Genomic DNA, 13,577 nt, shown 5'->3' with positions numbered 1-13,577 from the left:
GCGCCGGCCCGTCCGGCCCCCGCCCCGTCCATTGGTTTTGACCCATGATCACCCTGAAGAACGTCACGCTGCGCCGCAGCGCCAAGGTATTGCTCGACGGCGTCTCCGTCACCATCAACCCCGGGGAGCATGTCGGCCTGGTCGGGCGTAACGGCGCTGGCAAGTCCACGCTGTTTGCGCTGCTCAATGGTTCGCTGCACGAAGACGGCGGTGACTTCTTCCTGCCCGCGGCCTGGCGCATGGCCCAGGTGGCGCAGAACATGCCAGAGACGGACGAGTCTGCCACCGCCTTCGTACTGGAGGGCGACACCCGTTTGTCGGAGCTGCGCCAGGCGCTGCACACGGCCGAGCAGGCGGGGGATGGCATGGCCATCGCCCAGGCGCATTCCGACCTGGCAGACGCCGGTGCGCACGACGCCACCGCGCGCGCGCAGGCGCTCATCCTGGGTCTGGGCTTTCAGGTGGCGGAACTGGAGCGCCCGGTCAACAGCTTCTCCGGCGGCTGGCGCATGCGCCTGCAACTGGCGCGCGCGCTGATGTGCCCCAGCGACCTGCTGCTGCTGGACGAGCCCACCAACCACTTGGACCTGGACGCGCTGGTATGGCTGGAAGCGTGGCTGCAGCGCTACAACGGTACCTTGGTCGTCATCAGCCACGACCGCGAATTCCTCGACGCCGTGACCCAGGTCACGCTGCACATCGATAACGCGCGCCTGACCCGCTACGGCGGCAACTACAGCAAGTTCGAGGAGCTGCGCGCCCAGCAGCTGGAACTGCAGCAGTCGGCCTACGAGCGCCAGCAGGACAAAATCGCGCACCTGCAGAAATTCATCGATCGGTTCAAGGCCAAGGCCACCAAGGCCAAGCAGGCACAAAGCCGCGTGAAGGCGCTGGAGCGCATGGAGAAGATCGCCCCCGTGCTGGCCTCGGCCGACTTCACCTTCGAGTTCAAGGAGCCGGCCAACCTGCCCAACCCGATGCTGGCCATCACCGACGCGTCCTTCGGTTATCGCGCCGAGGATGGCAGCGAGACCACCATCCTGCGCCACGTGAACCGCTCGGTACTGGCCGGCCAGCGCATCGGCATTTTGGGCGCCAACGGCCAGGGCAAGTCCACGCTGGTCAAGACCATCGCCCGCACCATGGCGCCGCTCTCCGGCACCCTGACCGAGGGCAAGGGCCTGTCGATCGGCTACTTCGCGCAGCAGGAGCTGGACGTGCTGCGCCCCGGCGATAACCCGCTGGAGCACATGGTGCGCCTGGCGCGCGAACTGGGTGCCCAGGCCCAGGAACCCAGCCGCGAGCAGGACCTGCGCAACTTCCTGGGCAGCTTCAACTTCAGCGGCGACATGGTGCACCAGGCCGTGGGCACCATGAGCGGCGGGGAGAAGGCCCGCCTGGTACTGGCCATGATCGTCTGGCAGCGTCCCAACCTGTTGCTGCTGGACGAGCCCACCAATCACCTGGACCTGGCCACGCGTGAGGCGTTGTCCATGGCGCTCAACGAGTTCGAGGGCACGGTGATGCTGGTCAGCCACGACCGGGCGCTGCTGCGCGCCGTGTGCGATGAGTTCTGGCTGGTGGGCCGGGGTGCCGTGGCGCCCTTCGACGGCGATCTGGACGATTACCAGCGCTACCTGCTTGAGGAGTCCAAACGCCTGCGCGAACTGGCCCGCGCAGCCGAGCAGGTGGTCGTTGCCGAGGCCGCGTCCCCAACCGCCACTGCCGCCCCTCCCCTGCGCGACGCCCGCGAACAGCGCCGCCAGGAAGCCCAGGCCCGCCAACAACTGGCCGAGAAAACCCGCCCCCTCAAGCGAGAGCTGGAAAAAATCGACCAGCGCCTGGAAGCCCTGAACCGGGAAAAAGCGCAGTTGGAAGAACGGCTCATGCAGCCGTTGCCCCCCGCGGAGATCGCGGAATGCGGACGGAGGCTCAAGGACTGCACCGAAGAGGTGACAGCCCTTGAGGAAAAGTGGCTGGATGTTTCCTCAGCGCTGGAGGAACTGGCGCGCTAAGGGCTACAGGTATTTTTGGTATATGTATAAAAACAGCCTCCAAGCCTTACGCATAAAGCGCAGACAGCTCCTTTTTCAGGAGTAAATTCCGGGGATATCCCGGGGTTGCATTTTTTTGCAGCGCACTGTCAACGCCCTCCCAGGGGGCCGCGTTGTGGGTACATCTAAGGAGTTTTCCCTATGACCATGACTGCAATCCTCTCTGCCTGGCCCGAAGACGAACGTGACCGCAAGCGCGCCCCGGCCCGCCTGTAAGCGTCCACTCGGCCTGTTCTGAAGGCCGTTCGTTGGAGGAATCGCCGCACTGCGCAATTCCAAGCCACTGCCAGGGCCCGCCGGGAGCTACCGGCCCCGATTCACACCGCCCACTTCAGGGTGGAGACAAAAAAGGAACGTGCTGCCACGTTCCTTTTGCATTTCAAGGCAGCCTTTTCCAGCTGCCGCTAGGTCAGCCCATGTGCAGGCCGCCGTTGACCGAGAAATCCGCCCCGGTGGCATAGCCGCCCTCTTCGGAGGCCAGCCACGAAATGATGGACGCGATCTCGCTGGGTTCGCCCAAGCGCTTCACGGGCACAGTGGCGACGATCTTTTCCAGCACATCTGGGCGGATCGCCTTGACCATGTCGGTGCCGATATAGCCGGGGCTCACGGTATTCACCGTCACGCCCTTGGTGGCCAGCTCCTGCGCCAGCGCCATCGAAAAACCGTGCATGCCCGCCTTCGCCGCCGAGTAGTTGGTCTGGCCGGCCTGGCCTTTCTCGCCGTTCACGCTGCTGATGTTGATGATGCGGCCCCAGCCCTTGTCCACCATGTCTGCAACGACCTGCTTGGTCACGTTGAACATGCTGTTGAGGTTGGTTTCGATGACAGCGTCCCAGTCCTCGCGCGACATCTTGAGGAACATGCGGTCGCGCGTGATGCCGGCGTTGTTCACCAACACATCCACGCTGCCATGCTCGGCCTTGGCCTGGGTGAAGGCTTCCACCGTGGACTCCCAGTTGCCCACGTTCCCGACCGACGCGTAAAACGTATAGCCCAGCGCCTTTTGCTCGCCCAGCCACTTGTTGTAGTCGCGCGTGGGGCCGCACCCGGCGATGACCTTGAACCCGTCCCGGTGCAGACGCTGACAGATGGCCGTGCCGATGCCCCCCATACCCCCGGTGACGTACGCAACTTTCTGGCTCATGTGTGCTCCTTGGATGTGTCAAAAGTGAATCAGATCAGTGACCACTCTACCCAAGAATTACGACAATACCGAGGAGGAAAACACTGCGCCCCAGCATTATTGTTGCGGCGCAAAAAACCGGGCATCATCGCGTTTTTGCACTCCGTAGCCAGCCGTTGCCGCCTGCGCCGACAAAAAAGGCCGTACGGGCTTCCCCGTGCGGCCTTTTTGCATGCAGGGCACCCGTCCCAAAGGGTGCCGCGCCTTCAACGCTCCAGCGCCATGGACACGCCCATGCCTCCACCAATGCACAGGGCGGCCAGGCCCTTCCTGGCATCGCGGCGCTGCATTTCGTGCAGCAGGGTCACCAACACGCGGCAGCCCGAGGCACCGATGGGGTGACCGATGGCGATGGCACCGCCATTCACGTTGACCTTGGCGGGATCGATGCCGAGCTCCTTGTTCACCGCGCACGCCTGGGCAGCGAAGGCCTCGTTGAGTTCGAACAGGTCCACATCGCCCACGCTCCAGCCCGCGCGCTGCAGTGCCTTGCGGGATGCAGGCACCGGGCCCATGCCCATGGTGGCGGGGTCCAGTCCACTGGTGCCGTAGGCCGCAATGCGGGCCAGCGGTTGCAGGCCCAGGGCCGCAGCCTTGGTGGCACTCATCACCACCACGGCGGCCGCACCGTCATTGATGCCCGAGGCATTGCCCGCCGTGACCGAGCCGGCCTTGTCGAAGGCGGGGCGCAGGCCAGCCAGAGCTTCGGCACTGGTTTTGCGGTTGAGATATTCGTCTGCCGCGAATATGACGGGGTCGCCCTTCTTCTGCGCAAGTGTCACCGGCACGATCTCGTCCGTGAAGCGCCCTGCGTCCTGGGCGGCGGCGGCCTTTTGCTGGCTGGCCAGGGCCAGCGCATCCTGCATCTCGCGCGTGATGCCGTGCTGCCTGGCCACGTTCTCGGCCGTGATGCCCATGTGGTACTGGTTGTACACGTCCCACAGGCCGTCGACGATCATGGTGTCGACCAGCTTCCAGTCGCCCATGCGCTGGCCTTCGCGCGAGCCATTGAGCACGTGCGGTGCCAGGCTCATGTTCTCCTGGCCGCCAGCCACGACGATCTCGCTGTCGCCCGTCGCCACGGCCTGGGCGGCCAGCATCACGGCCTTGAGACCCGAGCCGCACACGGCGTTGATGGTGAGCGCGGGCGTCTCCTGGGCCAGCCCCGCCTTCATCATGGCCTGGCGGGCCGGGTTCTGGCCGCAGCCGGCCGCAAGCACCTGGCCCATGATGACCTCGCCCACCTGATCGGGAGCGACGCGGGCGCGTGCCAGCGCCTCGCGGATGACGATGGCGCCCAGATCGGTCGCGGGGGTCTTGGCCAGTGCGCCGCCAAACTTGCCCACGGGCGTGCGCACGGCGGAAACGATGACGATGTCTTCCATGGTGTGTCCTTTCGGGAGTGGCACCTGCCGGCTGCACGGCCGCAGGCCAGTAGCCATTGTCTGTCGGCCCGGTGTCAGGACTATTGCGTAGTCACCCCGCAGCCCGCCGCAACGCCGCCCCGGGAGCGTGCGGCGCCGGCCTCAGGCCTTTTGCTGCACGTAGCGCCCTGGCGCGGGTTCGATGGCCTTGAACTTCGGCGCCTTTCCATAGGCCTTGGGTGCGGCGATCTGCCGACCGGCGTGGCCGTGCAGCCATGCGCACCAGTCGTCCCACCAACTGCCGGGCAGTTCGGTGGCCCCAGCCAGCCACGCATCCAGCGTGGCGGGCAGTTGCCCATCCTCGCGCAGCCAGTGGCTGCGCTTTTTCTTGGCGGGCGGGTTGATGACCCCCGCGATATGGCCCGACGCGCCCATCACGAAACGCTTGTCCCCCGGCAATACCTGCGTGGAGGCGTAGGCCGCGCCGATCGGCACGATGTGATCCTCGCGCGAGCCGTAGATGTACACAGGCAGTTGGACCTGGGTCAGGTCGAGTGACTCGCCGCACACGGTGAGCCGCCCCGGCCGGATAAGGTTGTTCTCCAGGTAGAAGTTGCGCAGGTACCAGGCGTAGTACGGCCCCGGCAGGTTGGTGCTGTCGCTGTTCCAGTACAGCAGGTCGAAGGGCGGAGGCGTCTCGCCCTTGAGGTAGTTGCCCACCACGTAGTTCCACACCAGATCGTTCGGGCGCAGAAAGCTGAAGGTGGATGCCAGGTCCTGGCCCTTCATGAGCCCGCCCTGCCCCATCTGCAGTTCGCGCATGCGCACGAAGCCTTCGTCGATGAACACATCGAGGATGCCGGTGTCGGCAAAATCGATCAGCGTGGTCAGGAAAGTGCAGCTGGCCACAGGCTCCTCGCCGCGCGCCGCCAGCACCGCGAGCGCCGTGGCCAGCATGGTGCCGCCCACGCAAAAGCCCAGGGCGTTGATCTGCTTGGCGCCAGCGATCTGCTGCACGGTGGCGATGGCCGTGAGCACGGCCTCGTCGATGTAGTCGTCCCAGGTCTTGTGCGCCAGCGATGCATCGGGGTTGCGCCAGCTCACCACGAAGGTGCGGTGGCCCTGGGCCACGGCATGGCGGATCAGCGAGTTGTCGGGCTGCAGGTCCAGGATGTAGTACTTGTTGATGCACGGAGGCACCATGAGCAGGGGCCGCTCGTACACCTTGGCGGTGAGCGGCTTGTATTCCAGCAGCTGGAACAGCTCGTTCTCGAACACCACGGCACCCTCGGTGGTGGCCACGTTGCGACCCACTTCGAAGCGGCTCTCGTCGGTCATCGAGATATGCCCCTGGCCCAAGTCGTGCAGCAGGTTGGCCACGCCCTTGGCGATGCTCTCGCCGTGCGTTTCCAGGGCCTTTTGCTGCGCATCCGCGTTGAACACCAGGAAGTTGCTGGGCGCCATGGCGGCCAGCCATTGCTCCACGCTGAAGCGGATGCGTGCGCGGGTCTTGTCGTCGGCCTGCACCGCGTCGACCAGTCCCATGAGCGCGTGCGCCTGCAACTGGTAGGCCGCGACCGAGAACGCCGACAACGGGTTGTGCGCCCAATTCTCGCCCGCGAACCGGCGGTCGTTGCTGAGGGGTGCATCGTCGTGATGCAGCGCGTGGCTCCACAGCGCCTGCACCTCTTGCAGGTACCGCTGCTGCACCGCAGCCAGCTTGTCGGGCGCGAAGCTCACCGGGCCGGCAGCTGGCATGGACAGCGCGGCGCCCATTTCCTTGGGCTGCAGGACCTGCAGCATCTGACTCCAGCCCTCGCCCACCATCTGCTGAAACTGCCGGGCGCTGTCGGCCCAGCTGGCGTCGAAATTCGTGCTCATGCAGCCTCCATCGCGGCCCAGGCGCGGGCCCCATGTGTCATTGTTGCCCAGCAGGCAGTGCCTCGGAAAACTGCAGCGCATTCGCAGGGCTTTGGGTTTCCGCCGCCGTGGCAAGCCGGCCACAATCGCCGCTTTGCCTTTCGGAATCGATCATGTACCTGGTGGTTATCGCATGGCTGTATGTCACCGTGTTGATGGCCTTGGCCGAGGCCACGTCCGCCAACGGCACGGCGCTGGGCGCCAGCGTCACCTTCGTGCTGTACGGGCTGCTGCCCATGTCCATCGTGCTCTACATCCTGGGCACGCCCGGGCGAAAGCGCGCGCTGCGCGCCCGGCAGCAGGCCGAGGTGGAAGCCGCCTCAGGCGGCCAGCCAGATGCAGGCGGCCATGCGCCCGCTGCTGCCAAGCCGGGAGGTGTCCCGCCGGTGCGAAAAGAACCGTAACGGATTGGCCACCGTGCACCAGGCGCTGGTGCTGTCGTTGCCGTACAGCGCCGTAACACCGCAGGCGCGCAGGCGGTGGCGTGCCAGCCCGGCCAGGTCCGCCAGCCACTTGCCATCGCTGGCATGCGGGCGGAAGTACGCGGCCGCCCGCGGATCCTGCGCACAGAAGACCTCGCGCACCTCCGCGCCCACCTCGAAGGCCTCGGGGCCGATGCAGGGTCCCAGCCAGGCCATTACGTCATCCGCATCCGCCGTCGCTCCGTTTTCAATAGCTGCCCGCGCTTGCTCTGCCTGCGCTACGGGCCTGAAACACTCCAAGGTCGATTCCAACACCCCCGCGGCCAGACCGCGCCAGCCCGCATGCGCCGCGGCCACGCGCGTACCCGCGCGGTTGGTGAACAGTACCGGCAGACAATCCGCCGCCATCACGATGCAGGCCACGCCTGCGGCCTGCGTGGTGCAGCCATCGGCGTCCAGCCCGTCGGGCGTGTGCGCGTCCAGCGGCTGCACTGCCGTGCCATGCACCTGGCGCAGGTACACCGCCCGTACCGCGGAGCCGCCAGCACCCAGCGCATCCTGCAGCGCAGCCCAGTTGGCCTGCACGGCGGCGGGGTCGTCGCCCACGAAGCGGCCCAGGTTGAAGCTGTCCCAGGGCGGCGCGCTCACGCCGCCGTTGCGCGTGGTGCACAGCGCACGTACCCGGGCGGGTACGGGCCAGTCCGGAACCAGCCAGTCGTGCGGCACTGCGGAGGGAGCGGTCTGTGCCACGGGCTTCAGGCCTCGTGGTCCGAGCAGGCAGACGGCTGCGCGCGCTGGAAGGCCGGCAGCGCCATGCATGCGTCGAACGCGGCCATCGTGCGCGGCAGGCCGTCCATGTCCACATGGAAGCGCCGGCCGTTGAAGATCTGCGGCACCAGGCAGCAGTCGGCCAGCGTGGGCGTATCGCCCCAGCACAGGCGCGAGGGTGCCAGCCCGGCGGCCTGGCGTTCGCCGTCCAGCAGCACCAGCTGCCGCTCGAACGCCTCCAGGCCCTTGCGCACCCAGTGGCGGTACCAGGCGTCCTTGGCGGCGTCTTCCACCTGCAGCTGGTGCTTGAGGTACTTGAGCACACGCAGGTTGTTCAGGGGGTGGATCTCGCAGGCCACCATCTGCGCCAGCGCCCGCACGCGCGCGCGCCAGCGCGTCGCCGGGCAGCAGCGCAGGCTCGCGGTGGGTCTCGTCCAGATATTCGATGATCGCCATCGACTGCGTGAGCAGGTGGCCGTCATCGGTCTGCAACGCCGGCACCAGCGCGTCACCCACGCGGTCGGCATAGCCGGGCGCCAAATGCTCGGCCTTGACCAGGTGGACCGGCAGGTAGTCATAGGACAGGCCCTTGACTTCCAGCGCGATGCGCACGCGAAACGATGCCGAGGAGCGGAAGTAGTTGTAGAGCTTCATGCGGCCGCAGCATAAGCCAAGCCGGCGCCGGGCGTAATGCGGGCCCCCACCCCTGCGCGGCGCCGCGCCGTGGCACACTGCTTCATCCCTTCACACCGCCGCTACCACCGAGAGAACCATGAGCTATGTGATCCCTCCCGCACCGCAGGCCAGCGTGCCCGTCGTGGGCTCTGCCCAGCGCTTTCCCGTGCACCGCATCTACTGCGTGGGCCGCAACTATGCCGAGCATGCCAAGGAAATGGGCTTCACCGGCCGCGAGCCGCCGTTCTTCTTCATGAAGCCCGCCGACGCCGTGCTGCCCGTGAACCCGGGCGAGACCGGCCAGATGCCCTACCCCACGCTGACCAAGGACCTGCACCACGAGATCGAGCTGGTGGTGGCCATCGGCAAGGGCGGCAAGCACATCGCCGCGGCCGACGCGCTGTCGCACATCTGGGGTTACGCCGTGGGCCTGGACATGACGCGTCGCGACCTGCAGGGCGAGATGAAGAAGCAGGGCCGCCCCTGGTGCATCGGCAAGGGCTTCGAGGCCAGCGCGCCCATCGGCCCGATCACGCCCGCGGCGCAGGCGGGCGACGTGCAGCAAGCAGCCATCTGGCTGCAGGTCAACGGCACGGACCGCCAGCGCAGCAGCGTGGGCCAGCTGATCTGGAACATCGCCGAGACCATCGAACACCTGTCCGCCGCGTGGGAGCTGCAGCCCGGCGACCTGATCTTCACCGGCACCCCCGAGGGGGTGGGCGCGGTGGTGCGCGGCGACGTGCTGGAAGGCGGCATCGACGGCCTGGGCACGCTGCGCGTGGCCGTGGCCTGATTCACTATCATAAAAATAGCTGCTAGCGCTTTCCCCATAAGCGCTGCAGCCGTTTTTTATTCATATACCGATGAACTTCCGCCGCCCCATCAAGCATTGCCGCGCCTGCGGAACGGCCGTGGCCTACCGCGTGCCCGACGACGGTGACACGCGCGAGCGCGCCGTCTGCCCCAGTTGCAACGTAATCCACTACGAAAACCCGCTGATGGTGGTGGGAACGGTGCCGGTACTGGGGGACCACGTGCTGCTGTGCAAGCGCAACATCGAGCCGCGCCGGGGCAAGTGGACCCTGCCGGCCGGCTTCATGGAACTGGACGAGACCACCGTCGAGGGCGCCGCGCGCGAAACCGACGAGGAAGCGGGCGCGCAAATCCAGATGGGCCCGCTGTTTTCGCTGCTGAACGTGCCGCAGGCGGGTCAGGTGCACCTTTTTTACCTGGCCACGCTGCTCAGCGACCGCTTCGACCCCGGCCACGAGACCATCGAGGCACGCCTGTTCACCGAGGACGAGATCCCCTGGGACGAGATCGCGTTTCGCACCGTCAAGCACACGCTGGAGCAGTTCTTTGCCGACCGTCGCGCGGGGCACTTCGGCATGCACTGCATCGACATCACCTGAGCAAGCGGCCAGCCCCTGCGCTGCGCCAACCGAGACCCGCAAGGCACAGCGCCGCAAACACACCGCCCGCCCAGAACGTGGCCGCCGGCCCCACGGCATCCCAGAGCAACCCAGCCACCGCGCTGGCCACCAGCATGGCCAAACCACTGGCCAGGTGGAACACGCCATAGGCCGTGCCGCGCAGGTCGGCCGGAGTTGCATCCGCCACCATGGCCGACAGCAGGCCCTGCGTCATGCCCATGTGAATGCCCCACACGGCCACGCCGGCAATCACCAGGGTCCAGTGCTGGGCCGTTGCGAGCAGCACGTCCGACAGAATCAGCACCACCAGGCCCCAGGCCAGCAGCCGCGTGTGGCTCACGCGGTCCGACAGCTTGCCAAATGGATAGGCCGCCGCCGCATACACCAGGTTCATGGCCACCATCACCAGGGGCACGAGTGCCATGGGTATGCCGATGTTCTGGGCGCGCAGCACCAGGAAGGCTTCGCTGAAACGTGCCAGCGTGAACACCGCACCCACGGCCACCACCCACCAATAGGCGGGCCCCAGGCGGCGGATGTTCTCGCGCCGGATGGGGTTGGTGCGGCGCACGCCCCCTTGGGACGCAGGCTCGCGCACGCCCCAGGCCAGCATGGCCACCGACAGCACGCCCGGCACCACCGCCACCCAGAACACGGCGCGAAAGTCGTTGGCCCACAACAGCATCAGGCCCACGGCCAGCAGCGGCCCGACGAAGGCGCCCACCGTGTCCAGTGACTGGCGCAGGCCGAACGCGGCACCGCGAATCTCCGGCGGGGTCACGTCGGCCACCAGCGCATCGCGCGGTGCGCCGCGGATGCCTTTGCCCACACGATCGATCAGGCGCGCCGTCACGATCAAGCCGGCGCCCGAAGCCAGCGCGAAGAGCGGCTTGGTGACCGCCCCCAGCCCATAGCCCAGCAACGCCAGCCCCTTGCGCCTGCCAAGATAGTCGCTGAGCGTGCCCGAGAACACCTTGACGATCAGCGCCGTGGCTTCTGCCAGACCTTCGATGAGGCCCACCGCGAAGGCCGACATGCCCAGCGCGCCCACCATGAACATCGGCAACAGGCTGTGGATCATCTCGGACGAGATGTCCATCAGCATGCTCACCAGGCCCAGCGCCCATACGGCGGCGGGGATGCGCGCTGGCGAGGGTTGGAGCGGCGTCTGCATGCCAAAGGGCCGTGGTCAGCGGGTTTCGACGAAGAACGGCGCGTTGTCCTGCGGCCGGGGGACGACCACGCCACGCTGCACGGGATCGACCACCACGCCAGGAACGACCTGCGGCACGGTGGGGCCGGCACCGGGTGGCGCCGGGGGCGCCGCCGGAGCAGCGGCTGGCGGAACCGGCAACGGTGCATCCGGCTCGGTCACCCACACCGGCGGCTCGGCCGGCGCGGGGCGGGGCGTGACCTCCTGCAGCGGCACGAGGGGCGCATCCGTGATCTCGGGGCGCTCTTCCGGCGGCGGGGCGCTGCCGGCCGGCGCCGGCGTCTGCGGCAGTTCGGGCTGCGGCGCCGGAGCGCCCGCCGGGCCGGCCTGCTCACCCGTGGGTCGGCCGAACAGGTCATAGACCCAGTTGCGCAGCGTGCCCGCGGCCGAGCCGATCCAGGAGCTTTCCTCCTCATCCACGAAGCGCTCGCGCGCGTCGATGACCTTGGCGCGCAGGGCCTGGCGGAACACGTCGCCCACCATAGGCAGCGCGCTGTGCGCGCCCTGCCCCCAGTAGTCGCTGCGCAGGGTGATGCGCCCGTCGTTGAAGCCCGCCCAGGCCCCCGCGACGAGCTGCGGATGCATCAGGATGAACCAGCCGTCGGTGTTGTCCTGCGTGGTGCCGGTCTTGCCCGCCACGTCCGCCGTGATGCCGTAGCGGCTGCGGATGGCCGCGCCCGTGCCTTTGTCCACCACGCCCCGCAGCGCGTCGCGCAGCTGCTGCGCGGCGGTGACGTCCAGCGCGCGCTCGGGCGATGCAGGCTTGAATTCCTCCAGCAGCTTGCCGTCCTTGTCTTCGATGCGCGTGATGACCCGGGGTGCCAGGTAACGCCCGCCGTTGGCGATGGTGCCGTAGGCGGCGACCATCTCCTTGAGCGTGACCGAGCTCGTGCCCAGCGCCAGCGCGGGCACGGCCTCCAGTTCGGACTCGCGCACGCCCATGGCGCGGGCCAGTTGCACCACGCGCGCCGGCCCCACCTTCTGCATGAGCTGTGCGGTGATGGTGTTCTTGGAGTACGCCAGCCCGTCGCGCAGCGTCATGGGCTCCTCGCTGGGCGGCGTGCGGCCGTCCGTGGGGCGCCAGACCCGCTTGCCACCCAGGGGGATCTCCACCGCGGTGTCCAGCAGCGTGTCGGTCGGCTGCAGTCCCATCGCGAAGGCCGCGCCGTACACGAAGGGCTTGAAGGTGGAGCCCGGCTGGCGGCGCGCAGCCTGCACGTGGTCGAACGGATCGGTCGCGTAGTCGCGGCTGCCCACCCAGGCCAGCACCGCACCGCTGCGCGGGTCCATGGCCATGAAGCCGGCCTGCACGCGGGTCTTGGACTGGCGCAGCGTGCGCAGGAAGCTGCCGTCGTCCAGCAGCTCGCGCAGTGCCTCCTCGGGTGCGGCACCCGCGGCCACCGCCTTTTCGTACTGGGGCGACTCGCGCACCAGCTGTTGCACCAGCGCGCTCTTGGGGCCCCAGGCGCTGCGCGGCGCCCACGCACCGTCGGCCACGCCCTGCAGCGCCCGGCCCTGCTGCTGCACGGCCCGGTTGGCCATCTCCTGCAGCCGCCCGTCGATGGTGGTGCGGATCACCAGCCCATCGGAATACAGGCTGTAGCCGTTGCGGTCGGCCCAGTCGATGAGCTGGCGGCGCAGCTGCTGCGCCAGGTGCGGGGCAAGTCCCGCCACCTCGGCCTGCCGCTCGAAGCGGATGCGCAGCGGGCGCTTGATCAGTCGCTCGTATTCCGCCTGCGAGAGCTTGCCGCGCTTGGCCATTTGCGCCAGCACGGTGTTGCGCCGGGCCTGCGCGCGCTCGGGGTTGAGCACCGGGTTGTAGTAGGCCGTGCCCTTGAGCATGCCGATCAGCGTGGCGCTTTCCAGCACGTTGAGCTTGTCGGCCGACTTGTCGAAGTACGTGCGCGCCGCCATCTCGATGCCGTAGGCGTTGTAGAGGAAGGGCACGGTGTTCAGGTAGGTCTCCAGGATCTCGTCCTTGGAGTACAGCCACTCGATCTTCAGCGCGGTGATCGCCTCCTTGATCTTGCGCGTGAGCGTGGGCGCGCGGCCGATGTCCTCGGGGTAGAGATTGCGCGCAAGCTGCTGGGTGATGGTGGAGCCGCCCTGCTTGTCACCGCCCACGGTGCGCACAACGGCCGACAGCGTGCGCCGCCAGTCCAGGCCGAAGTGGTCGTAGAAACGGTGGTCCTCGGTGGCGATGAGCGCATCGACCACGGGCTTGGCGATGGTCTCCAGCGGCACCCATTCGCGGTTCACCCACCGGTACTCGGCGAGCAGCCGCCCGTCGGCAGACACCAGTTGCGCAGGCTGGTCGCTCTTGGCCTTGCGGATGTCGCTGATCCCCGGCGTGAACGGGATCAGCGCCAGCACATACAGCACGCCGGCCAACGCCAGCGCCGCCAGCAGCCACACCAGGCCATGCGCGGACAGCCAGCGCTCGGGCCGATGCAACAGTTGCGCCAGCGCGGGCCGCAGGCGGGCCCAGCGGGCTCGCAGGGTCGTGGAAAAATCCATGTAATTTATGGGCAAAAATGGCCTG

Annotated in this window: 10 protein-coding genes and 1 pseudogene; 4 read left to right on the top strand and 7 right to left on the bottom strand. The window is 67.6% G+C overall.

The annotated features are described in order from the left end of the window. The first annotated feature begins 44 nt into the window (after positions 1-44). Positions 45-2,015, top strand: a complete 1,971-nt coding sequence (locus I3K84_RS03565) for an ABC-F family ATP-binding cassette domain-containing protein (RefSeq protein ID WP_135148951.1) — start codon at positions 45-47, stop codon at positions 2,013-2,015. A 448-nt stretch (positions 2,016-2,463) separates the two neighbouring features. Here I3K84_RS03565 and phbB read toward each other — a convergent pair whose 3' ends face one another. The 3 genes from phbB to I3K84_RS03550 all read right to left on the bottom strand — a co-directional run bounded on the left by phbB (position 2,464) and on the right by I3K84_RS03550 (position 6,485). Further along, positions 2,464-3,201, bottom strand: a complete 738-nt coding sequence (gene phbB / locus I3K84_RS03560) for an acetoacetyl-CoA reductase (RefSeq protein WP_015913416.1) — start codon at positions 3,199-3,201, stop codon at positions 2,464-2,466. A gap of 245 nt (positions 3,202-3,446) precedes the next feature. After that, the gene (locus I3K84_RS03555) at positions 3,447-4,625 is read right to left on the bottom strand and encodes an acetyl-CoA C-acetyltransferase (RefSeq protein ID WP_196995531.1); all 1,179 of its coding nucleotides are present in this window, start codon (positions 4,623-4,625) and stop codon (positions 3,447-3,449) included. 141 nt (positions 4,626-4,766) lie between these two features. Next, the gene (locus I3K84_RS03550) at positions 4,767-6,485 is read right to left on the bottom strand and encodes an alpha/beta hydrolase (protein WP_196995530.1); all 1,719 of its coding nucleotides are present in this window, start codon (positions 6,483-6,485) and stop codon (positions 4,767-4,769) included. Positions 6,486-6,637: 152 nt separating this feature from the next. Between I3K84_RS03550 and I3K84_RS03545 the strand changes: the two genes are divergently transcribed. After that, positions 6,638-6,928 (top strand): hypothetical protein, encoded by a 291-nt coding sequence (locus I3K84_RS03545; RefSeq protein WP_011805318.1) that lies wholly within the window; start codon positions 6,638-6,640, stop codon positions 6,926-6,928. Here I3K84_RS03545 and pgeF read toward each other — a convergent pair. Then, positions 6,845-7,696: a peptidoglycan editing factor PgeF gene (gene pgeF, locus I3K84_RS03540; protein ID WP_231403405.1), complete on the bottom strand. Its 852-nt coding sequence runs from the start codon at positions 7,694-7,696 to the stop codon at positions 6,845-6,847. The genes I3K84_RS03545 and pgeF overlap by 84 nt on opposite strands. Positions 7,697-7,701: 5 nt before the next feature. Then, a pseudogene (gene maiA / locus I3K84_RS03535) lies at positions 7,702-8,368 on the bottom strand (maleylacetoacetate isomerase). Between the two features lie 118 nt (positions 8,369-8,486). Between maiA and I3K84_RS03530 the strand changes: the two are divergent. Both I3K84_RS03530 and I3K84_RS03525 read left to right on the top strand, forming a co-directional pair. Further along, the gene (locus tag I3K84_RS03530) at positions 8,487-9,182 is read left to right on the top strand and encodes a fumarylacetoacetate hydrolase family protein (protein WP_103738249.1); all 696 of its coding nucleotides are present in this window, start codon (positions 8,487-8,489) and stop codon (positions 9,180-9,182) included. A gap of 70 nt (positions 9,183-9,252) precedes the next feature. Continuing rightward, positions 9,253-9,801, top strand: coding sequence for an NUDIX hydrolase (locus I3K84_RS03525; protein WP_011805322.1), 549 nt, complete (start codon positions 9,253-9,255; stop codon positions 9,799-9,801). Here the strand turns inward: I3K84_RS03525 and I3K84_RS03520 are convergent. Further along, positions 9,794-10,996, bottom strand: a complete 1,203-nt coding sequence (locus tag I3K84_RS03520) for an MFS transporter (protein WP_196995529.1) — start codon at positions 10,994-10,996, stop codon at positions 9,794-9,796. The genes I3K84_RS03525 and I3K84_RS03520 overlap by 8 nt on opposite strands. Before the next feature lie 15 nt (positions 10,997-11,011). After that, positions 11,012-13,552: a penicillin-binding protein 1A gene (locus tag I3K84_RS03515; protein WP_196995528.1), complete on the bottom strand. Its 2,541-nt coding sequence runs from the start codon at positions 13,550-13,552 to the stop codon at positions 11,012-11,014. Positions 13,553-13,577: the final 25 nt, after the last annotated feature.

The sequence above is a fragment of the Diaphorobacter sp. JS3051 genome, assembly GCF_015832135.1.
Lineage (GTDB): Bacteria > Pseudomonadota > Gammaproteobacteria > Burkholderiales > Burkholderiaceae_C > Diaphorobacter > Diaphorobacter nitroreducens.
Note: the sequence above shows the minus strand (reverse complement) of the source record. Positions and strands in the feature narration are given on the sequence as shown.